Genomic DNA, 21,866 nt, shown 5'->3' with positions numbered 1-21,866 from the left:
CCCCGGGGCTGGGCGCCGGGGGGGGGGGGGGCCCGGGCCGGCCCCGTCCCCCGCCGCGGCCGGGGCCCGCCCCCCCCCCGGGGGGGGGGCGGGGGGGCCCCCCCCCCCCGGGGCCCCCCGGCGCCGGCCTTTCCTGGCCGGATGTGATGCACGCGAGACATTGACTAGAAAGCGCTTGCCCCATACCTTCCGTTCAGCAGCGTGACCCGCTCGCGGCAATCGAGCGGGTCATCTGCGCACCATCCCGAACGTCGTTCATGTACATGGCTCGCACCCCCACACCACGACAGAAGGAACGACATGACTTCCGCGAAACGACCACGCGCCCGCGCACTGACGGGCGCACTCGCCACCCTGGGGCTTTCGGTTGGCATGGTCATGACCACCGGCGCATCCTCTGCGAGCGCCGCGACCTGGCCGACCGCCAACGGCAGCCAGGGCGTCTCCTCCACTATCTCCGTGTCCGGCACCAAGGACTACGGGATGAAGCGCCTGTACGGCACCGGCGACCTGGGCTCCGGCAGCCAGGACGAGGACCAGGGCCCGATCCTGGAACTGGCGGACGGCGCGGTCCTGAAGAACGTCATCCTGGGCGCTCCCGCGGCCGACGGCGTCCACTGCAAGGGCTCCTGCACGCTGCAGAACGTCTGGTGGGAGGACGTCGGCGAGGACGCCGCCACGTTCAAGGGCAAGTCGTCGGGGTCGGTCTACACCGTCAGCGGCGGCGGCGCCAAGGAAGCCAGCGACAAGGTGTTCCAGTTCAACGGCGCCGGAACGCTGAACGTGTCGAACTTCGCGGTCAAGAACTTCGGCACCTTCGTCCGCTCCTGCGGCAACTGCTCCACACAGTACAAGCGGACGATCAACCTCAACACCATCGAGGTGAACTGGAAGGGCAGCAGGCTCGCCGGCATCAACACCAACTACGGCGACAGCGCGACCCTGCGGAACATCACGATCATCGGGGACAGCAGCAAGAAGATCATCCCCTGTCAGAAGTACATCGGCAACGACGACGGTGACGAGCCGAGCAGCAACGGCTCGGGCCCCGACAGCACGTACTGCAAGTACGCGTCGTCCGACATCACCTACCGGTAGCCCCCCACGGGTAGCGGCCGTACGAGGCGTCCCGCGCGGCGCCTCGTACGGCCGACCGGCTCCCGTTCGCCTTCACGCGCCACCCACGCGGGAACGCACCTCCCCCGTCAGCTCACGCCGGTACCCCGCGTAGGCGGACCGCAGCGCGTCGCCCGGCCAGTCGGCGGGCAGCAGGGCGGGGGGCAGGACGGGATCGGCGAGCAGATGGCGTACGACGGCGGCGAACGCGGTGAGCCGCTCGGCGGGGCGCGCGGCCCGGTCGACGTGGCCGAGGAGCACGCGGGCCGTGCCGGACCAGGCGTCCAGCGGCCACAGACCTGCGGCGAGCTCGCGGGCGGGCCGGTCGGGGCGGGCCGTGCAGCGCTCGGCCACCTCGTCGAGACCGGAGGGCAGGCGGCGCTCCAGATTGGCGGGACGCAGCCACACCCCCTCGCGGAGTTCGGCGAGCCGGAGGGCCGCCAGCCGTGTGCGCAGGTCCGCGCGTTCGGCGGGGCCCCTGCCGGTCGCGGTGATCACCACCAGCTCCCAGTCACCGTCCCACGCGCGCGTGCGCGGCTCCACGGACTCGTCCTGGCGGTGCTGGCGTTCGAGCAGCCGGTCGCTGAGGCGGTAGCCGGCGTCCGTGCGCCGCAGGTCACCGGCGGCGACCATCCGGCTGAGCGCCGCGCGGAGGGTCGATCCGCCGACGTCGAAGCCCTCCACGAGCCGTCCGAGCTCCCTCGCCGACAGCTCCGGCGGGTGCGTACCGAGCAGCAGGCTCAGCACGACCGACCGCGCGGACAGCGGGCGCGGTCGGGGGCCGTCCGGTGCCGCCGGGTCGTTCCTCCGCATGGGGCCGTACTCTACGACGTCGATCATGTTGCATGATTGCTGCGGCTGTACGGATAGTGCAACACTCGCTTCATGGCCACCACACCCGCGGACGAGCCGCGGCAGGACTTCGGCGCGCACGGCGGCGCCACGCACGACGTCACCAATCAGCCCCCTCCCCTGACCCCGTACGACGCCTCCGACGACACCGCCCTGCTGGAGGGCCTGCGGCGGGAGGGCGCCGGCCGGGCCGAGGAGGAACTGCGCCGGATCGGCCGGCTGGCCGGCAGCGCGCAGGTGCAGGAGTGGAGCGATCAGGCCAACCGCCACGAGCCCGAACTGCGCACCCACGACCGGTACGGGCACCGCGTCGACGAGGTGGAGTTCCACCCGAGCTGGCACCACCTGATGCGCGCGGCCGTCGCCGAGGGGCTGGCCGCCGCGCCCTGGGCCGACGGGCGTCCCGGCGCCCATGTCGTCCGTACCGCCAAGGGACTGGTGTGGGGACACACCGAGGCGGGGCACGGCTGCCCGACGTCCATGACGTACGCGGCGGTGCCCGCCCTGCGGCGGCAGCCGGAGCTGGCGAAGGTGTACGAGCCGGGGCTGACCAGCCGGGAGTACGAGCCGGGCCTGCGGGTGCCGGCCGGGAAGCGCGGTCTGCTGGCCGGCATGGGGATGACCGAGAAGCAGGGCGGCTCCGACGTCCGGACGAACACCACGTCGGCCGCCCCGACCGCCGAGCCGGGGGTGTACACCCTGCGCGGGCACAAGTGGTTCACGTCGGCGCCGATGTGCGACGTCTTCCTGGTACTGGCGCAGGCCCCGGAGGGGCTGTCGTGCTTCCTGGTGCCGCGCGTGCTGCCCGACGGCACCCGCAACACCTTCCGCATCCAGCGGCTGAAGGAGAAGCTGGGCAACCGGTCCAACGCCTCCTCAGAGCCCGAGTTCGACGAGACCGTGGCCTGGCTGGTCGGCCCCGAGGGGCAGGGCGTGAAGACCATCATCGAGATGGTCAACTGCACCCGGCTGGACTGCGTGATGATGTCGGCGGCGCTGATGCGCAAGACGCTCGTGGAGGCGGGCCACCATGTGCGGCACCGCAGCGCGTTCGGGGCGCGGCTGGTGGACCAGCCGCTGATGCGCAACGTGCTGGCCGATCTGGCGCTGGAGTCCGAGGCCGCCACGACCCTCACCCTGCGACTGGCCGGAGCGGCCGACCGCGCGGTGCGCGGGGACGCCGGGGAGGCCGCGTTCCGCCGGATCGCGACGGCGGTCGGCAAGTACTGGGTCACCAAGCGGGGCCCGGCCTTCACCGCCGAGGCCCTGGAGTGCCTGGGCGGCAACGGCTACGTCGAGGAGTCCGGGATGCCCCGGCACTACCGCGAGGCCCCGTTGCTGTCGATCTGGGAGGGCTCGGGGAACGTCAACGCGCTCGACGTGCTGCGGGCGCTCGGCCGGGACACGGCCACCGCACAGGCGTTCTTCGACGAGCTCGCCCTGACGCGCGGGGCGGACGCCCGGCTGGACGCGGCCGTGGCCGGGTTGAAGGACCGGTTGGCCGAGGGGTCGCAGGCGGGCGCCCGGCGACTGGTGGAGCGGATGGCTCTGACGCTCCAGGGCTCCCTCCTCGTACGGCACGCGCCGTCCGCGGTCGCCGACGCCTTCTGCGCGACGCGGCTGGGCGGCGACTGGGGGCACGCCTTCGGCACGTTGCCCGCGGCGGCCGGGCTGGACGCGATCCTCGGCCGCGCGCTGCCGGACGGCGGCCGGCCCGCCGTCGAGCCGCCGCGCACACGGCCCTCCCCGTAGGCGTTCGCACCGGGCCCGACCTGCGGCGACACTGATCCGGAGGTGACTGTCAGTGGTGGGGTGCAGACTGGCCGGTGTCCTGGAACGAGGGCGTCGACGAAGACGTCGCGGAGGTGATCGGCATGGCCGAGGTACTGCTCGCCGTGGGCACCCGCAAGGGCCTGTTCATCGGGCGCCGGCGGGGTGGCACCTGGGAGTTCGACGAGAGTCCCTACTTCAACGCACAGGCCGTGTACTCGGTCGCCATCGACACCCGCGGCCCGAGCCCGCGGCTGCTGGCCGGCGGGGACAGCGCGCACTGGGGCCCGTCGGTGTTCCACTCCGACGACCTGGGCCGCAGCTGGACCGAACCGGCCCGGCCCGCCGTCAGGTTCCCCAAGGACACGGAGGCGTCGCTGGAGCGGGTCTGGCAGCTGCACCCGTCCGAGGCCGAACCGGACGTGGTGTACGCGGGGACGGAACCGGCGGCGCTGTACCGCTCGGAGGACCGCGGGGAGACCTTCGAGCTGGTCCGGCCGCTGTGGGAGCACCCCACGCGTGCGAAGTGGGTGCCCGGCGGCGGCGGCGAGGGGCTGCACACCGTGCTCACCGACGCCCGTGATCCGCGGGCCGTGACGGTGGCCGTCTCCACGGCAGGGGTGTTCCGCACACTGGACGGCGGCGCGAGCTGGGCCCCGTCCAACTCCGGGGTGTCCGCGGTGTTCCTGCCGGACCCGAACCCGGAGTTCGGACAGTGCGTGCACAAGGTCGCCCGGGACGCGGTCGACCCGGACCGGCTGTATCTGCAGAACCACTGGGGGGTGTACCGCAGCGACGACGCGGGCGGCAGCTGGACGGACATCGGCGAGGGCCTGCCGTCGACGTTCGGCTTCACGGTCATGGCCCACCCCCGTCGCGCCGGCACGGCGTACGTGTTCCCGATCAACGCCGACTCCGACCGGGTGCCGGCCGGCCGGCGCTGCCGGGTCTACCGGACCACGGACGCGGGCAGGAGCTGGGAGCCGCTCACGGCGGGACTGCCGCGGGAGGACCACTACGGCACGGTGCTGCGCGACGCGATGTGTCACGACGGCGCGGACCCGGCGGGCGTCTACTTCGGCAACCGCAACGGCGAGGTGTACGCGTCCGCCGACGACGGCGACAGCTGGCGGCCGCTGGCGTCGCACCTGCCGGACGTGCTCTGCGTACGGGCCGCGGTCGTCGCATGAGTCGCACGAGGATCCCGTCCGGTCCCGGCCACTGGTCGGCCTCCACCGTCGTCACGGCAGTAGGGTGACGCCCGTGGCACCACGACCCTTGAATGAAATCGTCGAAGCGGGCTGGGCGAAGGCCCTGGAGCCGGTGACCGAACGGGTAGCCGGGATGGGGGACTTCCTGCGCGCGGAGATCGCCGCGGGACGCACCTACCTCCCGGCCGGAGCGAACGTCCTGCGGGCCTTCCAGCAGCCCTTCGACGAGGTACGCGTTCTGATCGTCGGACAGGACCCCTACCCCACCCCGGGACACGCGGTGGGACTGTCGTTCTCGGTCGCGCCCGAGGTGCGGCCGCTGCCGGGCAGCCTCATCAACATCTTCCGGGAGCTGAACACCGACTTGGGACTGCCCCAGCCCTCGAGCGGTGATCTCACGCCGTGGACCCGGCAGGGCGTGCTGCTGCTCAACAGGGCGTTGACGACGGCCCCGCGCAAGCCGGGCGCCCACCGCGGCAAGGGCTGGGAGGAGGTCACCGAGCAGGCGATACGGGCGCTGGCCGGGCGGGGCAAGCCCCTGGTCTCCATCCTGTGGGGGCGGGACGCCCGCAACTGCCGTCCGCTGCTGGGCGATCTGCCCGCGGTGGAGTCGGCCCATCCGTCGCCGATGTCCGCCGACCGCGGCTTCTTCGGCTCCCGCCCGTTCAGCCGGGCCAACGACCTGCTGATCCGTCAGGGCGGCCAACCGGTGGACTGGCGCCTGCCGTGACCGGGCCCGGTTTCCTCGCCGTGGACTCCGGGGGCTCCGGTCTGCGGGTCGCCGTCGGGGCCGGCGGGCACGGTCCACCGGCCCGGGCCGCTTCGGGAGAACCGGTGCGGACCGGTGAGCGGGGTATCGACCCGGGGCACTTCATGGAGCAACTGGTGCCGATGGCGCGGGCCTTGTGCGCCGAGGCCGGGATCGAGCGGCTGGAGGTGGCCGTCGTCGGCGTGGCCGGGCTGGCCGGCCTGGGGGACGCGCTGCGCGCGGAGCTTCCGGACGCGCTCCACCGTGAGCTGGGCGTACGGCAGGCGGCGTTGGCCGCGGACGCCGTCACCGCGTACGTCGGTGCGCTCGGGCCGCGGCCCGGTGCGGTGATCGCCGCCGGCACGGGCCTGATCGCGATCGGCACCGACCTGACCGGCTGGCGCCGGGCGGACGGCTGGGGGCATCTGCTCGGCGACTGCGGCGGGGGCGCCTGGATCGGGCGGGCGGGACTGGAGGCGGCGCTGCGCGCGCACGACGGGCGACGGGGCGGCTCCGCGCGGCTGCTGGCCGGCGCCGAGGACATGCTCGGTCCGGCGGCCGGACTGCCCGGCCGGCTGTATCCGCGGACCGACCGGCCGGCCGTGCTCGCCTCCTTCGCGCCCCGGGTGGGCGAGTGCGCGGCCGACGGCGACCCCGTCGCCGTGGAGGTGCTGCGGGCCGCGGCCGGGCACATGGCCGACTCCGCCGCGGCCGTGTGCCCGGCGGCGGACCAATTGGTGGTCGGTCTCACCGGAGGTCTGTTCCGGATGGGTGCCGCGCTGCTCGGACCCTTGGACGAGGAGCTGGCCGAGCGGCTGCCGGGGGCGCGGCGGATCATGGCCGAAGGGGACCCCCTGCACGGGGCGGTCCGCATCGCGGAGGACCTCCTCGCCGGCTCGTTCACCCTTCCGGGCGACGAGAAGATGCTGTGCGTGACGAGCCCGGCAGGTGAGGACGTCACCCGCGCGGCCGACGTCCGTACGTAACTCATCAGACAAAACCGGACGGATACCGCTCACCTGCACCCTCCCCGAACAGGGGAGCCCAGGAAGCCACTAACATGCGGCAACATGAGCACCCCCACTGGGCCCGCGTCCGGCCTGCCCGTACGAATGCCGCGCCCCCGCCAGCCCGGACGGCACCGCCGTCCCGAGCCCCTGGTGGCTCCCGAGGGCGCGCCCGCGCTCGTCCTCGCCGTGCCGGGTACGCCCAGTAGTGCCACCCGCTCACTCACCGAAGAGGTCGTGAGCATCGCCCGTTCCGAGCTGCCCGGCCTGGACGCCCGGATCGGCTACCTCGACGGCGACGACGAGGAATTCCCGACGCTGCGGTCCGTCCTCACGCACGCGGCCGAGGAGCGCACCGCCCGCTTCGAGCAGGCCCGCGCCGCCGGCCTGGACGTCAAGGAGCCCGACGGCCCCGTCGCCGTCGTCGTGCCGCTGCTCGCCGGTCCGGACAGCGCGCTGCTGCGCCAGGTCCGCCAGGCCGTGATGGACAGCCGTATCGCCGCCGAGCTGACCGATGTGCTGGGTCCGCACCCGCTGCTCGCCGAGGCGCTGCACGTGCGGCTGTCCGAGGCCGGTCTGGCCCGCGCCGACCGTGCCCGCCTGTTCACCGTGGCGACCGCGGCGGACGGCATCATCCTGGCCTCCGTGGGCGGTGACGAGGCCGTGCAGGCGGCCGGGATCACCGGCATGCTGCTCGCCGCGCGCCTCGCCGTGCCGGTGATGGCGGCGGCCCTGGACCAGGACGGTTCCATCGCCTCCGTGGCCGAGCAGCTGCGGGGCTCCGGTTCGCAGCAGCTGGCGCTCGCGCCGTACCTGATCGGCCCGGAGATCGACGCCGGCCTGATCGAGGAGGCCGCGAAGGAGGCGGGCTGCTCCGCCGCCGAGGCACTCGGCCCGTACCCGGCGATCGGCAAGCTGGCGCTGGCCAAGTACACGACCGCGCTGGGCATCGCCCCGCAGCAGGCGCAGAACACGCCGGCCCACTGACCCGGCCCGCTGTCCCGGCCGACGCGCGCACGACGCCGAAAGGGCCCGCTCCGGTTCCCGGAACGGGCCCTTCGTCATGTCCCTTCGGGCTCCCGGTCAGCCGGTGACCACGCAGGACGCCGCGGTCACCGGGACGGAGCCGGCACGCCGCGGCACTCCCGTGTCCGGGTCGAGCGCGAACCAGGTCACGTTCCCGGAGCGCTCGTTGGCGACGTACAGGACGCCGTCGGACTCGGTGATCGCCCGGGGCCAGCGACCGCCGCAGGGAACGGTGGTGAGCGAGGTCAGCACCTTGCCCTCCCCCTCGACCGCGAACACCGACAGGACGTCCTCGCCGCGGGTCGCGGTCCACACGAAGCGGCCGTCGGGCGAGACGGCCACCCCGGACGGATAGGCGTCGCCGGCCGGGACGCCGGGCAGGACCGGGATCTCGGCGAGCGGCCTGAGCACGCCGTCGGCTGCGTCCCAGCGGCAGACCACGAGGGTGGGGCTGAGCTCGTTGAGGACGTACGCGAACGACCCTTCCGGGTGGAAGGCCAGGTGCCGCGGGCCCGAGCCCGGGCGCAGGGCGATCTCCCGGTGCGGCGCGGGCACGCCGTCGGCCAGGGTGCAGACCCGTACCGAGTCCGTGCCGAGGTCGACACCCACCGCCCAGCGGCCGCTCGGGTCGGGCTGCACCTGGTGGGCGTGCGGGCCCTGCTGACGCTGCGGATGAGGACCGGAGCCGCTGTGCCGGAACACCCCGGACACCGGCGCGAGGCCGCCGTCCGGGCGGACGGGGACGGCGCTGACGCTGCCGGAGCCGTAGTTCGCGGTGAGGACGTGTCCGGCGAAGAGGCTGAGGTGGGTCGGCCCGCTGCCGTCCACCCGCACCAGGCGCCCGGCCGGCTGTGGCCCGTCCCCGGTCACGCGGAACGCGGCCACGGCGCCCTCGGCCGTCTCGCTGACCGCGTACAGCATGCGGCCGTCGGGTGACAGGGCCAGGTAGGACGGGTCGGGTACGGCGTTCACGGTACTCAGGACGGTCAGCGCGCCGCTGCCGGGGGCGATGGCCGCGGTGACGATGCCCGGGCCTCCCGCCGCCGTGAACGACCCGATGAACGCCCGCCGCCTGCCGTCCGCCACGACTGTCCCCTCTCGTCCGCTACCGACCGGGGTGACGGTAGCAGCCGATCACGTCAGGTCTAGACCAAAGACCCGCCCGGTGCGTCCGTGCGGGTCAGGCCCCGACCAGCGGGGAGCCGGACGGCGCCCGCAGCGGCGCGGCCAGCTCGGCGAGGGCGCGTTCCAGACCGTGCAGATGGGCCAGGGCGGGTTCCGTCCCGGCCGGGGAGGTCCGGACGGCGATGTCCCGGCCACCGGTGAGCGCCTCGACGGCGGCCTCGACGCGCCAGCAGGCGGCGGCCAGCCGGGCGTCGTGCGAGGCCTCCGGGTCGGCGGCGACGGCGACCAGGCCGCGGATCTCCCGGGCGCAGTCGTCGAGCAGCGCGAGCACCCGCCGGGCGCGCCGCTTGCGGCCGAGCATGGGGTTCAGCGGATGCACCAGCGGGGCGACCGAGAGCCGTACCCGGGCGAGCAGCTGTTCCAGCTCCGCCACCACCGGCGCCGGGTCGGCGTCCGCGGTCCCGGCCAGCCGTGCGGCCGTCTGAGCGGTGCACGCGTGGACACAGCGCAGGGCCCGCTGGATCCAGGTGTCGGTGATGCTGTGCGTGGTCACGGGCAGGACGAACGCCACCGCCAGCACGGCACCGAGCGCGCCGACGGCGGTCTCCACGAGCCGGAGCGCCAGCAGACCGGGGGTGAGCACGCCCAGCAGGCCGTAGAGCATGGCGGCGAGCACCGTCACCCAGAGCATCATCCAGGTGTAGGACACGGCGGCCGTGTAGAAGATGCCGAAGACGGCGACGGCGACGACCAGGGCGGTCAGCGGCCCGTCCCCGTGCGCGGGGACGGCGACGAACAGCGCGAGCCCGATGCCGATGACGGTGCCGAGCACCCGCCGGAAGCCGCGTACCAGGGTCTCGCCGCGCGAGGTGGTGTTGACGAAGACCCACCAGGTGGCGCCGACGGCCCAGTACCAGCGCTGACCGGACACCAGCTGGCCCACGACCAGGGCGAAGCCCGCGCCGGCGGTCGCCTGGACCGCCTGGCGGGTGGTCACGCGGGCCAGCCGGGTACCGCCGGGCGGCGCCGGTACGACGGCCGGGGGCAGCCGGCGCTCGTAGCACCACAGCCCGAAGCGCACCGCGGCCGCGGCGAGCACGGACAGCAGGACGGAGGCGTACAGCTCGGGGAGCTGGGCGGTCCGCGCGTGCAGGAACTGCGCCACAAAGTAGGTCATGAACGCGAAGACGCCGAGGCTGTGACCGCGCGGGCCCCAGCGCCGCGCGTACACGCCGAGTCCGACCACGGCGAGGAAGGCGAGGTCGCGGGCGACCGGGTGGTCGTGCAGCAGGGCCGCGGCGGCGAGCACCGGCAGGCCGACGGCGGGCAGCAGCGCCGTGGTGACGGCCTGCCCGCGGACCGTGGCGTCGGTGACGGTGAACAGGGCGAGCAGCGCGGCCAGCCCACCGGTGACGGCACCGGTGAGCGAGTGTCCGGCCAGACCGCAGACGACGACGGCCAGACCGATGCCGAGCACGGCCCGCGCCGCGAAGCGCAGCCGGATCCGGCCCGGGTCCGGAGCCGTGAACACCCTCTTCAGCACGTACCGCCCCCTGGGAACTCGTTGGTGTGCGCCGTGGCACGAAAAAGGCGCCGCGGGGTCCGCAGCGCCATCGACCCCTCCATATCAGCATCTCTTCCACCAGTGGCTCAACAGGCTCTTGTGAAAGTGGGCCATTGGTACAGTTTCCGCGGCATTCCTACGGCCATCGACGTGCCAATGGCCGACACGGGGACGTGAACCCTCATGGCGGTGGACGAACTCGACACCCGCATCCTGCGGCTGCTGCTGGAGCAGCCCCGCACCAGCGTGCGGGAGTACGCCCGGATCCTCGGGGTGGCCCGCGGCACCCTGCAGGCCCGCCTGGACCGCATGGAGCGCGAGGGCGTGATCACCGGTACCGGCCCCGCCCTCTCCCCCGTCGCGCTGGGCCACCCCGTCCTCGCCTTCGTGCACATCGAGGTCACCCAGGGACGCCTCGACGAGGTGGGCGACGCGCTGGCCGCCGTACCGGAGATCGTCGAGGCGTTCTCCATCACCGGCGGCGGCGATCTGCTGACCCGGGTCGTGGCGCGCGACAACGCGCATCTGGAGGACGTGATCCAGAAGCTGATCAGCCTGCCCGGTGTGGTCCGTACCCGCACCGAGGTGGCGCTGCGCGAACGCGTCCCGCACCGGCTGCTGCCGCTGGTGGAGTCGATCGGCAGGACGGCACGGAAGTGAGCCCTGCCATCCTGGACCCCATGAACGCGCCCGGCACCCTCTCGGTCATCTTCGATCTCGACGGAACGCTCGTTGACAGCGAGCCGAACTACTACGAGGCGGGCCGGCGGACCCTCGCCGCGTACGGGGTGCCGGACTTCTCCTGGGCCGAGCACGAGCGCTACGTCGGGATCAGCACCCGGGAGACGATCGCCGACTGGCGGGAGCGGTACGGCCTGTCCGCCCCGGTGGAGGAACTGCTCGCGGTCAAGAACCGCCACTACCTGCGGCTGGCCGGCGCCTCGACGCGGGTGTACCCGCAGATGCGGGCGTTCGTCGAACTGCTGGCGGCCGAGGGCGTGCCGATGGCCGTGGCGTCCGGTTCCTCGCCCGAGGCGATCGGGGCGATCCTGGCCGGCACGGGCCTGGACACGTATCTGCACACGGCCGTCGCGGCCGACGAGGTCGCGCACGGCAAGCCGGCCCCCGACATCTTCCTGGAGGCGGCGCGCAGGCTCGGCGCGGACCCGGCCGACTGCGTGGTGGTCGAGGACGCGGCCCCGGGTGCCGCCGCCGCGCACGCGGCCGGAATGCGCTGCATCGCGATCCCCTACGTCGCCGCCCAGGCCGACGCCCCCGAGTTCGCCACCGCCGGCCTCCTGCTGCGCGGCGGACAGGAGGAGTTCACGGCGCGGGCCGCGCACGCCTGGCTGGCGGACTCCGCCCGGTGCTCCTGACGGCTCCCGCCGTCCGCGCGTCCTCGGCGAACGTCCGGAACCGATCGCTCCCGAACCGTTGACGCCTTTCCGTCCCCTCCCTATCGTCTGGCCGATCGTTCGTACAGCGTTCGAGATACCGAACAGAGGAGCATCCATGGCACAGCCCCTCTCCAGACGAACCCTCCTCCAGGCCGCCGCCCTCACGGCGACGGCGACCGCGGTCTCCGCGGCCGCCACCGGGCGCGCCGCCGCCGCACCCGGCGCCCCGGCGGCCGCTTCCGGCGTACCGGCGGCATGGACCGTACGGCCGTTCGGACTGGAGGACGTGACACTCGGGCCTGGCGTCTTCGCGGACAAGCGGCAGCTGATGCTCGACCACGCCCGTGGCTACGACGTGAACCGGCTGCTCCAGGTCTTCCGCGCCAACGCCGGCCTGTCCACCCGGGGCGCGGTCGCCCCCGGCGGCTGGGAAGGGCTGGACGGGGAGGCCAACGGCAATCTGCGCGGCCACTACACCGGCCATTTCCTGACCATGCTGGCGCAGGCGTACCGCGGCACCGGCGAGCAGGTCCTCGCGGACCGGATCGCCACCGTGGTCGGGGCCCTGACCGAGGTGCGGGAGGCACTGCGGCACGACCCGGCCGTACTGAGCGTCGAGGGACGGTTCGGCCGTGCGGCGGAGAACGTGCGCGGCTCGTACCACTACGTGGAGCTTCCGGCGGCCGTGCTCGCCGGCGCCCCGGAACTCACCCTGTCCGCGTGGGTGCGCCCCGCGCACGACGCCGCCTGGGCCAGGATCTTCGACTTCGGCGACGACACCACCCGCTATCTGTATCTGGCCGCCCGCAACGCGAACGGGGTACCGCGGTTCGCCGTCACCACTTCGGGGCCGGGCGGCGAACAGGGCCTCGACGGCACCGCGCCGCTGCCGGTCGGCGAGTGGAGCCACCTGGCCGTGACCCTCGCCGACGGCACCGGCACCCTCTACGTCGACGGCACCGCCGTGGCCCGGAGCACGGACATCACGCTGACCCCGGCCGCGCTCGGCACCCTCACGAACAACTGGCTGGGCCGCTCCGGCTTCCGCGCCGACCCCGTCTTCGCGGGGGCGTTCGAGGACGTCAATGTCTTCTCGCGGGCCCTGACCGCCGCCGAGGTCACCGGGTTGCGGAGCCGCCGGGCCGCCGACGCGGCGGCCGGCCGGGGAGACCTGGCGTCGTACGCCTTCGACGAGACGACCGGGGCGACGTTCGCGGACGCCTCCGGCCGGGGGCTGGACGCCACCCTGCGCCGCACCTGGGGGGCGCCCAGCCACCCGGGCTTCCTCGCCGCGTACCCGGAGACGCAGTTCATCGAACTGGAGTCGATGACCGGCAGCGACTACACCCGGGTGTGGGCGCCGTACTACACCGCGCACAAGATCCTCAGAGGACTGCTGGACGCGTATCTCGCCACGGACGACGACCGGGCGCTCGATCTGGCGTCCGGCATGTGCGACTGGATGTACGCGCGGCTGTCCGTGCTGCCGACGGCCACCCTGCAGCGGATGTGGGGGCTGTTCTCCAGCGGGGAGTTCGGCGGCATCGTCGAGGCGGTCTGCGACCTGCACGCGATCACCGGCCGGGCCGAACACCTCACTCTCGCCAAGCTGTTCGACCTGGACCGGCTCATCGACGCCTGTGCCGCCGACACCGACGTCCTGGAGGGGCTGCACGCCAACCAGCACATCCCGATCTTCACCGGCCTGGTGCGGCTGCACGACGAGACGGGCGAGCAGCGCTACCTCACGGCCGCGAGGAACTTCTGGGGCATGGTCGTACCCCACCGCATGTACGCGATCGGCGGCACCAGCAGCGGCGAGTTCTGGAAGGCCCGCGACGCGATCGCGGGCACGATCACCGACACCACCGCCGAGTCCTGCTGCGCGTACAACATGCTCAAGCTGAGCCGGACGCTGTTCTTCCACGAGCAGGATCCGGCGTACATGGACTACTACGAGCGGGCCCTGTTCAACCAGGTGCTCGGTTCCAAGCAGGACCGGCCGGACGCGGAGAAGCCGCTCGTCACCTACTTCATCGGCCTGACGCCCGGTCATGTGCGTGACTACACGCCCAAGCAGGGGACGACCTGCTGCGAGGGCACCGGCATGGAGAGCGCCACGAAGTACCAGGACTCGGTGTACTTCGCGAAGGCCGACGGGAGCGCCCTGTACGTCAACCTCTACAGCGCCTCCCGGCTGACCTGGGCCGAGAAGGGCGTCACGGTCACACAGACCACCCGCTACCCCCAGGAGCAGGGCAGCACGCTCACCATCGGCGGCGGCCGGGCCTCCTTCACGCTGCTGCTGCGCGTGCCGTCCTGGGCGACCGCGGGTTTCCGGGTGACCGTCAACGGGCGTGCCGTGCCCGGTACTCCGGTCCCCGGCCGTTACTTCGCGGTCTCGCGGGCCTGGCGCGACGGCGACACCGTACGGATCTCCGTGCCCTTCCGGCTGCGGGTGGAGCGGGCCCTCGACGACCCCGCACTGCAGGCCCTGTTCCACGGGCCGGTCAACCTGGTCGCCCGCCGGCCGGGGCCGGAGGCCGTCCGGTTGGGGCTGTACGGAAATGCCGGACTCTCCGGCGATCTGCTGCCCTCCCTCGCGCCGGTCCCGGACAGACCCCTGCACTACACGCTGGACGGCATCGAGCTGGCACCCTTCGCGGAGGGGACCGAGGACCCGACCCACGCCTACGTCCGGCGCTCGGAACCGCGTGTGATCTTCGGCGGGTCGGACTCCGGAGTCGCCAACCCCGCCCGGAGCGACGGTACGAGTCTGCTCGACGAGATCTGGGCCCGGGCGCCCTTCCGCGACAAGGGAGCACTGGTGGCACGGGTGCGGTCCACCGTGGCGGCCTGGGTGTCCGAGGGTCTGCTGAGCCGCGCCGACGGCGACAAGGTGGTGGGTACGGCGCAGAAGGCCGCCTACGCCCGCTGACACCGACCGAAAATTCTTTCCCGAACGGTGATTGTCTCGCGCCTGGCGTCCGTACTTCCTGCTGTTGGGCCGTTCATATCCCAGGAGGCACGATGCGCATCTCGCGCAGCACGGCAGGAACCGCGTTCGTGGGCGGAGCCATGATCCTCACCCTCACCGCGCTCGCCTATCCCACCATGCTGGGCGTACAGAACACGTCGACCAAGCCGGACCGGGTGGTGGCCAACACGAACTACGGCCCGCTGACCGAGGCGGACCGCGACTTCGTGGTGAAGGTGCGCGCGGCGGGGCTGTGGGAGCACCCGCTGGGGCTGCTGGCGATGGAGCGGGGTACGACGGCGGAGATGAAGGAGGCGGGCGAGCACCTGGTGGTCGGACACGGCCGGCTCGACGAGAGCTGCCGCAAGCTCTCCCTGGAGCTCGGCATCACGCTGCCGAACCAGGCGTCACCGCAGCAGCAGGGGTTCGTGGAGACCATCAGGGCCACCAACGGCAAGGAGTTCGACTCCACGGCGGTGAACATCATGCGCGTGACGCACGGGCAGATCTTCCCGGCCATCGCCAACATCCGGGCCAACACCAGGAACACCCTCGTCCGGCAGCTGGCCGACCAGGCCAACGACACGGTGCTCGACCACATCACGGTGCTGGAGAAGACGGGGCTGGTCAATCACGAGCAGGTCAACTTCCAGCAGACCAGCCCGCCGAAGATGCCGCAGGAGCAGGTGACCCCGCCGGCTCCGCAGGCGGGTGCGCCGGTTCTGGTGCTGGAGATCCCCAAGGGGCTGGAGGACCTCAACACGGCGTCCCCGGCGCCGGCGCCGTCGCCGACGGTCAGGTAGCCGGGTCACGACCTGCGGCGGGGCTTGCCCCGCCGCAGGTTCTTCGGTGTGCCGCCGGTGCCTCCCCGGCGGCCGCGGCCGGCCGATCCGCCGGCCGGCTGCTGCCGCCGGGCGGTGCGTTCGGGCTTCTTCTCCTGTGCCGGCTGCTGCCCGCGGCCGCGGGTGCTGTTGACGGTCCGGCCGCGGACGATCCCGATGAGGTCCTCGACCCGGTCCGTCGTCGCCGCCTCGGGCCAGGCCAGCGCCACGTCCGACTCGGGAGCCCGCTCGAGCGGCCGGTGGGTGAGGTCCTTGCGGTGGTGCAGCCGGGCGAGCGACAGCGGTACGACGAGCACGCCGATCCCGGCCGCGACGAGCTCGACGGCGTCGGCGGTGGTGGCGGGGCGTTCGAACGCGGGCCGCCCGGGCGGGCTCTCCCAGGTGAGGACGGAGTCCAGGGGGTCCAGCACGATGTCGTCGGCCAGGTCCTCCGGGGACACCGTGTCGACCGCCGTGACGAGGTGGTCCTTGGGCACCACGACGACCGTCTGCTCGGTGTAGAGGGGGATCGCGCTGAGGACCGTACGGTCGACGGGCAGCCGGACGAGGCCCGCGTCGGCGTCACCGCTCAGCAGCAGCCCCTGCGCCGCCCCGGCGGGGACCTGCGTGAGGGTCAGCGGGACGTCGGGCAGCCGCTCGTTCCAGATGCGCACCCATTTGCCGGGCATCACCCCGGGTGCGTACACGAGCCGGAACGGGGGGGACACTTCCGAGCCTGTCACCTGGCCAGGTTACCGGCCGTGGTCGGCGGCCGTGCACACGCTCGATACCCTGGACGCCATGACGCAGCACCAGAGCACCCAGACGATGAAGCCCGCGACCGCGGCGAAGAAGCTGGGTGTGTACCTCGACGCCACCCCTGCCGACTTCCGGGACGGTGTCGTCTCACGCACCGAGCTGAACGCGCTCCAGGCGGACCCGCCGCAGTGGCTGCGGGACCTGCGGCGCGACGGCCCCCACCCCCGCCCGGTGGTCGCGGCGAAGCTGGGCGTGTCCATCGCCGGTCTCGCGCGCGGCGGGGTCACCGAGGCCCTCACCACCGAACAGATCGAAACGCTGAAGGAGGAGCGCCCCGAGTGGCTGGAGCGGGAGCGCGCCACCCAGGCCGAGGTCCGCAAGGAGGAGGCCCGGATCAAGAAGCGGAACACGGAACGCGCGGAACGCGACGACTGACCGAAACGCCAGCCCGCGCCACCCTTCCGGTGGATAGAAATATCTACCAGCATGTCCGTACCGCACGCGCCCGCAGTGGCGCAGCCGACCGTGCCCGGGGTGGGACATGCACAGCTCCATGTGGAAGCAAGCCGTCGAGTGGCTGGCCGCGGCGGCCACGGATCCGCAGGAGTGCAAGCGCGAGTGGGACCACGGCAAGGGCACGGCGCTGCTCGCGGCGGGCCGGTACTGGGACGTGCTGAGCGTGCCCGACCGCCTCGGGCTGCTCGCCCTGGACATCCTGTGGCGCGACCCCCTGAAGGTGCCCGGGCCCACGCTGGTGGACGTCACGGCCCGCAGGGTGGGGTTCTTCCTGCCACCCGACCCGGTCAGCGAATGGGTCGGCTTCGGGGTGCGGCACGTGGGCCGGGGGTCCTGGGTCGCCGTACCGCCGCCCTACCGGCCGGCCGGACGTCTGGAGTGGCTGGTCCCGCCGGACGGCACCGGCACCCTGCACGCCCCCGGTCCGCTCGAACTGGCGCTGCGCGGGGCGACCGGCACGCTCGCCGTGCTGGCGCCGGTCAGCGCGGAGCCGGCGGGTCCGGAGGGCTGGTGAGTTCCTCGCGGGTCTCCTCACGGGTGTCCTCGGCGGGTGGCCGCAGCAGGGGGACCGGGACGGGGAAGGGCACGGGCAGCACCGTCGCGCGCTCGCCGACCGTGGCGGCGGCGAAGGAGGCCCACAGGCCGTCGCGGTGCTCCGGGACCGTGCGGCCCCTGGCCCGCCACTCCGCGACGAGGGCCGTGTAGATCGGCGTATGGCCGCCGTACCCGCTGGTGAGTTCGGCGTACAACCGGCCCGCGGCGTCGTGCCCGAGAAGGCGCCGCGCCGTCTCAGTGCTGTCCATGCCGGTCCAACGCGCCCCCGTGCGCCGGTGGTACGCCGGTGGCCGCAGGTCCGCCGGGTCGGGTGAAGCCATCACCCGTACGGCCCTCGCCGGGCAGTCGTCGCCGGGCCGGGGCGGGCCGGGGTTGACCCTCGACCTTGTCGAGGGATCAGGGTCGTGGGTGTGGAGAGCGAGATGCGCAGCATTGGTGAGACGGCCCGGGACAGCGGGCTGGGCGTGAGCGCCCTGCGGTTCTACGACCGTGCCGGTGTCCTGGTCCCCGACCGGGTGGATCCGGTCAGCGGCTACCGCTGGTACGCCCCCGGGCAGCTGGACGAGGCCCGACTGCTGGCCCGGCTGCGCCGGGCCGGGATGCCGCTGGCGGACATCCGGCTGGTGCTGGCCGGCTGGACGGGCGCCGACACCGATCTCGTACGACAGCTGCTCCAGGCGCATCTGCGCCGGCTGGAGCAGGGGCTGTCCGACGCCCGCGCCGAGTTCTCCGCGCTCCGAGCCCTACTCGATGACAGGGAGAACCCCATGACCTCGCTCCGCACCGACGCCGCCGTACGGCTGTCCCTCTCCGGCCCCGGGCTGGCCGCCGCGCTGGACGCGGTCCGGTTCGCGGCCGGCACCGACCCGGAGCTGCCGATGCTCGGCGGGATCCTCTTCGACGTCGAGGGCGACGCGCTGCGTCTGGTGGCCACCGACCGGTACCGGATGGCCGTGGCGCGCGCCGCCGCCGACGGACACGACGGGTCCCGCGTCCAGGTCACCGTGCCCCTTCCGCTCGCCGACGCGATGCGGGCCCTGCTGGACGGCGAGGGACAGGTCCGGCTCACCGTGGACGGTGACCGCGTGACCCTGGAGACCGGGGGCCGGCAGACGGCCGGCCAGTGCCTCGGCCACGACTTCCCGGACTACCGGCGTCTCGTCCGCCTCCCGGCCGGGAGGCGCGCCGTGGTGGACGTGCCGGCCTTCCGGGAGGCGGTGCGCACCGGCCCCGTGCGCGCGGGCGAGGTGCGCGAACAGGGCGGGACGTCCTGCGACCTCAGCGTGCTGGAGGTGGCCGACGACGGCTCGGTCGCCCTGGCCGGTGACGGCGCCGACGGCCGGGACCTCGTCGCCGTGAACCGCGCGTTCCTGCTGGACGCGCTCGCCGCGGGAGCCGGCGACCGGCTGGTCCTCGAGTTCGGCGCCCCCACGGCACCCCTCGCGATCCGCCGGCCGGACGACGCCCACACGTTCTCGCTCCTGATGCCGGTGCGGCTGGAGAACTAGCCTCTTCTGCCAGTGGGGGACGTCGGCCGGTTCAGCGTTCGGGCCGGCTCTCGTCCACCGGTTCCAGCGTCTCCGCGGCCGGCGCCGTGGCCTGTGCGGGCACGGTGTCGGCGGACGCGGTGCGCCGGGCGGTCAGGCGCAGCGCGATGGGCTCGGTGTAGCGGGCCGTGAGCGGCCCCAGGACGACCAGGACCAGGACGTACGCCGTGGCCAGCGGGCCGAGGTCCGGTTCGATGCCGGCGGTGACCGCGAGACCCGCGATGACGATGGAGAACTCCCCGCGGGCGACCAGGGTGCCGCCCGCGCGCCAGCGGCCCTTGGAGGAGATCCCGGCCCGGCGGGCGGCCCAGTAGCCGGTGGCGATCTTCGTCAGCGCGGTGACGACGGCGAGCGCGAAGGCGGGCAGGATCACCGGCGGGATGGAGTGCGGATCGGTGTGCAGGCCGAAGAAGACGAAGAACACGGCGGCGAACAGGTCCCGCAGCGGCGCGAGCAGGTTGTGCGCGCCCTCGGCGACCTCCCCGGACAGGGCGATGCCGACCAGGAACGCGCCCACGGCCGCCGAGACCTGCAGCTGCTGGGCGAGTCCCGCGACGAGCAGGGTCAGGCCCAGCACGACCAGCAGCAGCTTCTCCGGGTCGTCGCTGGAGACGAAGCGGGAGATCACCCGCCCGTAGCGGACGGCGACGAACAGCACGAGCCCTGCGACGCCCAGCGCGATGGCCAGCGTGACGCTGCCCGCGGCGAGGCTGACACCGGCCAGCAGGGCGGTGATGATCGGCAGGTAGACCGCCATGGCCAGGTCCTCGAGCACCAGGATGCTGAGGATGACCGGGGTCTCGCGGTTGCCGAGCCGTCCGAGGTCGCCGAGGACCTTCGCGATGACGCCTGAGGAGGAGATCCAGGTGACGCCGGCCAGCACCACCGCGGCGACCGGACCCCAGCCGAGCAGCAGGGCCAGGGCGGCGCCGGGCAGGGCGTTCAGCGCCATGTCGACGAGGCCGGCCGGGTACTGGGTCTTGAGGTTGGAGACGAGGTCGCTGGCCGTGTACTCCAGGCCGAGCATGAGCAGCAGCAGGATGACGCCGATCTCGGCACCGATCGCGACGAACTCCTCGCTCGCGCCGAGCGGCAGCAGACCGCCCTCGCCGAAGGCGAGGCCGGCCAGCAGATAGAGGGGGATCGGGGAGAACTGGAGGCGTCCGGCGAGGCGTCCCAGCAGGCCGAGCCCGAGGATGATCGCGCCGAACTCGATCAGGAAGATCGCGGAAGAGTGCACGCGCTCACTCCCGACCGAGTATCTCGGCGGCGGCGTCGATGCCCTCGCGGGTGCCGATCAGGATCAGCGTGTCCCCGCCGGCCAGCCGGAAGTCCGGCGCCGGGGACGGGATCGCCTCGGCCCGCCGCAGCACGGCCACGATCGAGGCTCCGGTGTCGGTGCGCATCCGGGTGTCGCCCAGCAGCCGGCCGTTCCAGTGGGAGACGGCGGACAGTTCGATGCGTTCGGCGACCAGCCCCAGGTCGGTGGTGTGCAGCAGGTTGGGGCTGTGGTGGGCCGGCATGAGCGCGTCGATCAGCGCCGCCGACTCGGCGACGGTCAGCCGCATCGAGCGGGCGCAGGCGTCCGGGTCGTCGGAGCGGTAGACGTTGACCGTGCGGGCACCGTCGCGGTGCGCGATCACGGACAGGTGCTCGTGCTCACGCGTGGTGAGGTCGTACTTCACGCCGATGCCCGGCAGTGGCGTGGCGCTCATCCGTGGAGCAGGCACAGCCCGTCCCCTTCCCGGTTCTCTTCCGTTGTCGTCCGATGTGTGGTGCCGGCCGTGCCGTCGAACGGCACGGGTGATCCACCCCCACGGGGCCCATGGTGCCATCCCGCCATTCGGCCGGAACATGGGTGTTGCCACGGATGGACAGAGGACGCGACGGGGCCGAGGATTTCCGGGGAGGCCGTGTCGTCGCAGGTCGGAGGGGTGAGTGCGGGCCGTTTCCCGCGGGTACCCGGACGGACCGCCGGGGACGGGAGCGAGTGGTGAACGACACGGTGATCGTAGGAGTGGACGGTTCGCCGTCCAGTCTCGCCGCGGTCGACGTCGCGGCGCACGAGGCCCTGCTGCGCGGCGCGCGTCTGCGGATCGTGCACGCGTTCAGCCGCCCGGCCGACCTCGATCCGATGATCCACGGTGCGCTGGCGCGGGCCGAACAGCGTGTCCACGACCGTGCGCCGGGACTGGAGGTGGCCAGGACCGTGGCGTCCGGTGAGACGCTGACGGTGTTGCGGAGCGAGTCGCGGCATGCGGCGCTGACGGTGGTCGGCGGGCGGGGCCACGGCGGGTTCGGGGATCTGCTGCTGGGCTCGACGGTGGTGCAGCTGGCCGCGCACGGGCACGGTCCGCTGATGGTGGTCCGCGGTCGTCCCGGTCCCGAGGGGCCCGTGCTCCTCGCCGTGGACGGCTCGCCGGCCGGGGACGCGGCGGCGGCCTTCGCCTTCGCCGAGGCCGCGCTGCGCGGGGCGCCGCTGGTCGCGATGCATGTGTGGAACACCTGGAGCGAACCGACACCGTACGAGGGTCCCGCCGATCCGCTGAACGTGGTGGTGGATCTCGACCGGCTCCGCGAGCGGCACCAGCGACTGCTGGAGGAGGCGGTGGGGCGGCATCGGGACGCCCGTCCCGGTGTCGCCGTGGAACTGCGGCTGGAGCGGGCGCGGGTGCGGCACGCACTGCTCGACGCGAGCCGGGAGGCCCGACTGGTGGTGTCCGGGGCCCGTGGCCACGGCGGCTTCACCGGGATGCTGCTCGGTTCGGTCAGCCAGGCACTGCTGTACCACGCCGACTGTCCCGTCGTCGTCGTCCGCGGCACGGGGTGAAGGGGCGTCCCCGTTCCCCGCGGGGGCTTCTCCGCCGCGGCACGA

Annotated in this window: 20 protein-coding genes and 1 pseudogene; 14 read left to right on the top strand and 7 right to left on the bottom strand. The window is 73.3% G+C overall.

Annotated features, from left to right (window positions below; genetic code table 11):
* Positions 1 to 300: 300 nt before the first annotated feature.
* Positions 301 to 1,098, top strand: coding sequence for a pectate lyase (locus ACH4VX_RS11130; RefSeq protein WP_398367071.1), 798 nt, complete (start codon positions 301 to 303; stop codon positions 1,096 to 1,098).
* Positions 1,099 to 1,170: 72 nt separating this feature from the next.
* On the opposite strand, the gene ACH4VX_RS11125 is transcribed toward ACH4VX_RS11130, so the two are convergent.
* Complete coding sequence (locus ACH4VX_RS11125; protein WP_398367330.1) at positions 1,171 to 1,929, bottom strand: PaaX family transcriptional regulator C-terminal domain-containing protein; 759 nt, start codon at positions 1,927 to 1,929, stop codon at positions 1,171 to 1,173.
* 72 nt (positions 1,930 to 2,001) lie between these two features.
* Here ACH4VX_RS11125 and ACH4VX_RS11120 point away from each other — a divergent pair, with 72 nt between their 5' ends.
* The 5 genes and pseudogenes from ACH4VX_RS11120 to ACH4VX_RS11100 all read left to right on the top strand — a co-directional run bounded on the left by ACH4VX_RS11120 (position 2,002) and on the right by ACH4VX_RS11100 (position 7,691).
* A complete protein-coding gene (locus ACH4VX_RS11120) occupies positions 2,002 to 3,720 on the top strand; it encodes an acyl-CoA dehydrogenase family protein (protein WP_398367070.1) in 1,719 nt (572 codons plus the stop codon).
* A 52-nt stretch (positions 3,721 to 3,772) separates the two neighbouring features.
* Positions 3,773 to 4,928 (top strand): annotated as a pseudogene (locus tag ACH4VX_RS11115) (WD40/YVTN/BNR-like repeat-containing protein).
* Between the two features lie 73 nt (positions 4,929 to 5,001).
* Positions 5,002 to 5,679: a uracil-DNA glycosylase gene (locus ACH4VX_RS11110; protein ID WP_398367069.1), complete on the top strand. Its 678-nt coding sequence runs from the start codon at positions 5,002 to 5,004 to the stop codon at positions 5,677 to 5,679.
* Positions 5,676 to 6,683, top strand: coding sequence for an N-acetylglucosamine kinase (locus ACH4VX_RS11105; protein WP_398367068.1), 1,008 nt, complete (start codon positions 5,676 to 5,678; stop codon positions 6,681 to 6,683). The genes ACH4VX_RS11110 and ACH4VX_RS11105 overlap by 4 nt, the downstream gene beginning before the upstream one ends.
* 84 nt (positions 6,684 to 6,767) lie before the next feature.
* Positions 6,768 to 7,691, top strand: coding sequence for a sirohydrochlorin chelatase (locus ACH4VX_RS11100; RefSeq protein WP_398367067.1), 924 nt, complete (start codon positions 6,768 to 6,770; stop codon positions 7,689 to 7,691).
* A 96-nt stretch (positions 7,692 to 7,787) separates the two neighbouring features.
* Here ACH4VX_RS11100 and ACH4VX_RS11095 read toward each other — a convergent pair whose 3' ends face one another.
* Both ACH4VX_RS11095 and ACH4VX_RS11090 read right to left on the bottom strand, forming a co-directional pair.
* The gene (locus tag ACH4VX_RS11095; protein WP_398367066.1) at positions 7,788 to 8,816 is read right to left on the bottom strand and encodes a lactonase family protein; all 1,029 of its coding nucleotides are present in this window, start codon (positions 8,814 to 8,816) and stop codon (positions 7,788 to 7,790) included.
* A gap of 94 nt (positions 8,817 to 8,910) precedes the next feature.
* Positions 8,911 to 10,398: an FUSC family protein gene (locus tag ACH4VX_RS11090; protein WP_398367065.1), complete on the bottom strand. Its 1,488-nt coding sequence runs from the start codon at positions 10,396 to 10,398 to the stop codon at positions 8,911 to 8,913.
* 204 nt (positions 10,399 to 10,602) lie between these two features.
* Between ACH4VX_RS11090 and ACH4VX_RS11085 the strand changes: the two genes are divergently transcribed.
* From ACH4VX_RS11085 to ACH4VX_RS11070, 4 genes are all read left to right on the top strand, one after another.
* The gene (locus ACH4VX_RS11085; protein WP_398367064.1) at positions 10,603 to 11,079 is read left to right on the top strand and encodes an Lrp/AsnC family transcriptional regulator; all 477 of its coding nucleotides are present in this window, start codon (positions 10,603 to 10,605) and stop codon (positions 11,077 to 11,079) included.
* Positions 11,080 to 11,099: 20 nt separating this feature from the next.
* Positions 11,100 to 11,795: an HAD family hydrolase gene (locus ACH4VX_RS11080; RefSeq protein WP_398367329.1), complete on the top strand. Its 696-nt coding sequence runs from the start codon at positions 11,100 to 11,102 to the stop codon at positions 11,793 to 11,795.
* 136 nt (positions 11,796 to 11,931) lie between these two features.
* Positions 11,932 to 14,754 (top strand): beta-L-arabinofuranosidase domain-containing protein, encoded by a 2,823-nt coding sequence (locus ACH4VX_RS11075; protein ID WP_398367063.1) that lies wholly within the window; start codon positions 11,932 to 11,934, stop codon positions 14,752 to 14,754.
* Positions 14,755 to 14,846: 92 nt separating this feature from the next.
* Positions 14,847 to 15,596, top strand: coding sequence for a DUF4142 domain-containing protein (locus ACH4VX_RS11070; protein WP_398367062.1), 750 nt, complete (start codon positions 14,847 to 14,849; stop codon positions 15,594 to 15,596).
* A 5-nt stretch (positions 15,597 to 15,601) separates the two neighbouring features.
* Here the strand turns inward: ACH4VX_RS11070 and ACH4VX_RS11065 are convergent, their stop codons facing one another.
* A complete protein-coding gene (locus tag ACH4VX_RS11065) occupies positions 15,602 to 16,357 on the bottom strand; it encodes a LysR family transcriptional regulator substrate-binding protein (protein WP_398367061.1) in 756 nt (251 codons plus the stop codon).
* A gap of 58 nt (positions 16,358 to 16,415) precedes the next feature.
* Between ACH4VX_RS11065 and ACH4VX_RS11060 the strand changes: the two genes are divergently transcribed.
* The gene (locus ACH4VX_RS11060; RefSeq protein WP_398367060.1) at positions 16,416 to 16,808 is read left to right on the top strand and encodes a DUF5997 family protein; all 393 of its coding nucleotides are present in this window, start codon (positions 16,416 to 16,418) and stop codon (positions 16,806 to 16,808) included.
* Between the two features lie 106 nt (positions 16,809 to 16,914).
* A complete protein-coding gene (locus ACH4VX_RS11055) occupies positions 16,915 to 17,403 on the top strand; it encodes a hypothetical protein (protein WP_398367059.1) in 489 nt (162 codons plus the stop codon).
* On the opposite strand, the gene ACH4VX_RS11050 is transcribed toward ACH4VX_RS11055, so the two are convergent.
* Complete coding sequence (locus ACH4VX_RS11050) at positions 17,369 to 17,692, bottom strand: hypothetical protein (protein WP_398367058.1); 324 nt, start codon at positions 17,690 to 17,692, stop codon at positions 17,369 to 17,371. The two genes, ACH4VX_RS11055 and ACH4VX_RS11050, sit on opposite strands and share 35 nt — an antisense overlap.
* A 174-nt stretch (positions 17,693 to 17,866) precedes the next feature.
* On the opposite strand from ACH4VX_RS11050, the gene ACH4VX_RS11045 reads away from it, so the two are divergent.
* Complete coding sequence (locus ACH4VX_RS11045; RefSeq protein WP_398367057.1) at positions 17,867 to 18,952, top strand: MerR family transcriptional regulator; 1,086 nt, start codon at positions 17,867 to 17,869, stop codon at positions 18,950 to 18,952.
* 31 nt (positions 18,953 to 18,983) lie between these two features.
* Here ACH4VX_RS11045 and ACH4VX_RS11040 read toward each other — a convergent pair whose 3' ends face one another.
* The gene (locus ACH4VX_RS11040) at positions 18,984 to 20,231 is read right to left on the bottom strand and encodes a cation:proton antiporter (RefSeq protein WP_398367056.1); all 1,248 of its coding nucleotides are present in this window, start codon (positions 20,229 to 20,231) and stop codon (positions 18,984 to 18,986) included.
* 4 nt (positions 20,232 to 20,235) lie between these two features.
* A complete protein-coding gene (locus tag ACH4VX_RS11035; protein WP_030865659.1) occupies positions 20,236 to 20,706 on the bottom strand; it encodes a cation:proton antiporter regulatory subunit in 471 nt (156 codons plus the stop codon).
* Between the two features lie 278 nt (positions 20,707 to 20,984).
* Between ACH4VX_RS11035 and ACH4VX_RS11030 the strand changes: the two genes are divergently transcribed.
* A complete protein-coding gene (locus tag ACH4VX_RS11030) occupies positions 20,985 to 21,821 on the top strand; it encodes a universal stress protein (RefSeq protein ID WP_398367055.1) in 837 nt (278 codons plus the stop codon).
* The last annotated feature ends 45 nt before the right edge of the window (positions 21,822 to 21,866 follow it).

It is taken from the genome of Streptomyces sp. NPDC020731 (assembly GCF_044334705.1).
Taxonomy (GTDB): domain Bacteria; phylum Actinomycetota; class Actinomycetes; order Streptomycetales; family Streptomycetaceae; genus Streptomyces.
The sequence above is the reverse complement of the archived record's forward strand: the minus strand, read 5'-3'. Positions and strand labels throughout refer to the sequence as shown.

Bases quoted from the DNA above. Each gene is read 5' to 3' on its own strand.
- ACH4VX_RS11055 (WP_398367059.1), top strand. From the start codon at position 16,915: ATGCACAGCTCCATGTGGAAGCAAGCCGTCGAGTGGCTGGCCGCGGCG.
- ACH4VX_RS11045 (WP_398367057.1), top strand. From the start codon at position 17,867: ATGCGCAGCATTGGTGAGACGGCCCGGGACAGCGGGCTGGGCGTGAGC.
- ACH4VX_RS11085 (WP_398367064.1), top strand. From the start codon at position 10,603: ATGGCGGTGGACGAACTCGACACCCGCATCCTGCGGCTGCTGCTGGAG.
- ACH4VX_RS11130 (WP_398367071.1), top strand. From the start codon at position 301: ATGACTTCCGCGAAACGACCACGCGCCCGCGCACTGACGGGCGCACTC.
- ACH4VX_RS11075 (WP_398367063.1), top strand. From the start codon at position 11,932: ATGGCACAGCCCCTCTCCAGACGAACCCTCCTCCAGGCCGCCGCCCTC.
- ACH4VX_RS11050 (WP_398367058.1), bottom strand. From the start codon at position 17,692: ATGGACAGCACTGAGACGGCGCGGCGCCTTCTCGGGCACGACGCCGCG.
- ACH4VX_RS11035 (WP_030865659.1), bottom strand. From the start codon at position 20,706: ATGAGCGCCACGCCACTGCCGGGCATCGGCGTGAAGTACGACCTCACC.
- ACH4VX_RS11125 (WP_398367330.1), bottom strand. From the start codon at position 1,929: ATGCGGAGGAACGACCCGGCGGCACCGGACGGCCCCCGACCGCGCCCG.
- ACH4VX_RS11120 (WP_398367070.1), top strand. From the start codon at position 2,002: ATGGCCACCACACCCGCGGACGAGCCGCGGCAGGACTTCGGCGCGCAC.
- ACH4VX_RS11080 (WP_398367329.1), top strand. From the start codon at position 11,100: ATGAACGCGCCCGGCACCCTCTCGGTCATCTTCGATCTCGACGGAACG.
- ACH4VX_RS11100 (WP_398367067.1), top strand. From the start codon at position 6,768: ATGAGCACCCCCACTGGGCCCGCGTCCGGCCTGCCCGTACGAATGCCG.
- ACH4VX_RS11070 (WP_398367062.1), top strand. From the start codon at position 14,847: ATGCGCATCTCGCGCAGCACGGCAGGAACCGCGTTCGTGGGCGGAGCC.
- ACH4VX_RS11060 (WP_398367060.1), top strand. From the start codon at position 16,416: ATGACGCAGCACCAGAGCACCCAGACGATGAAGCCCGCGACCGCGGCG.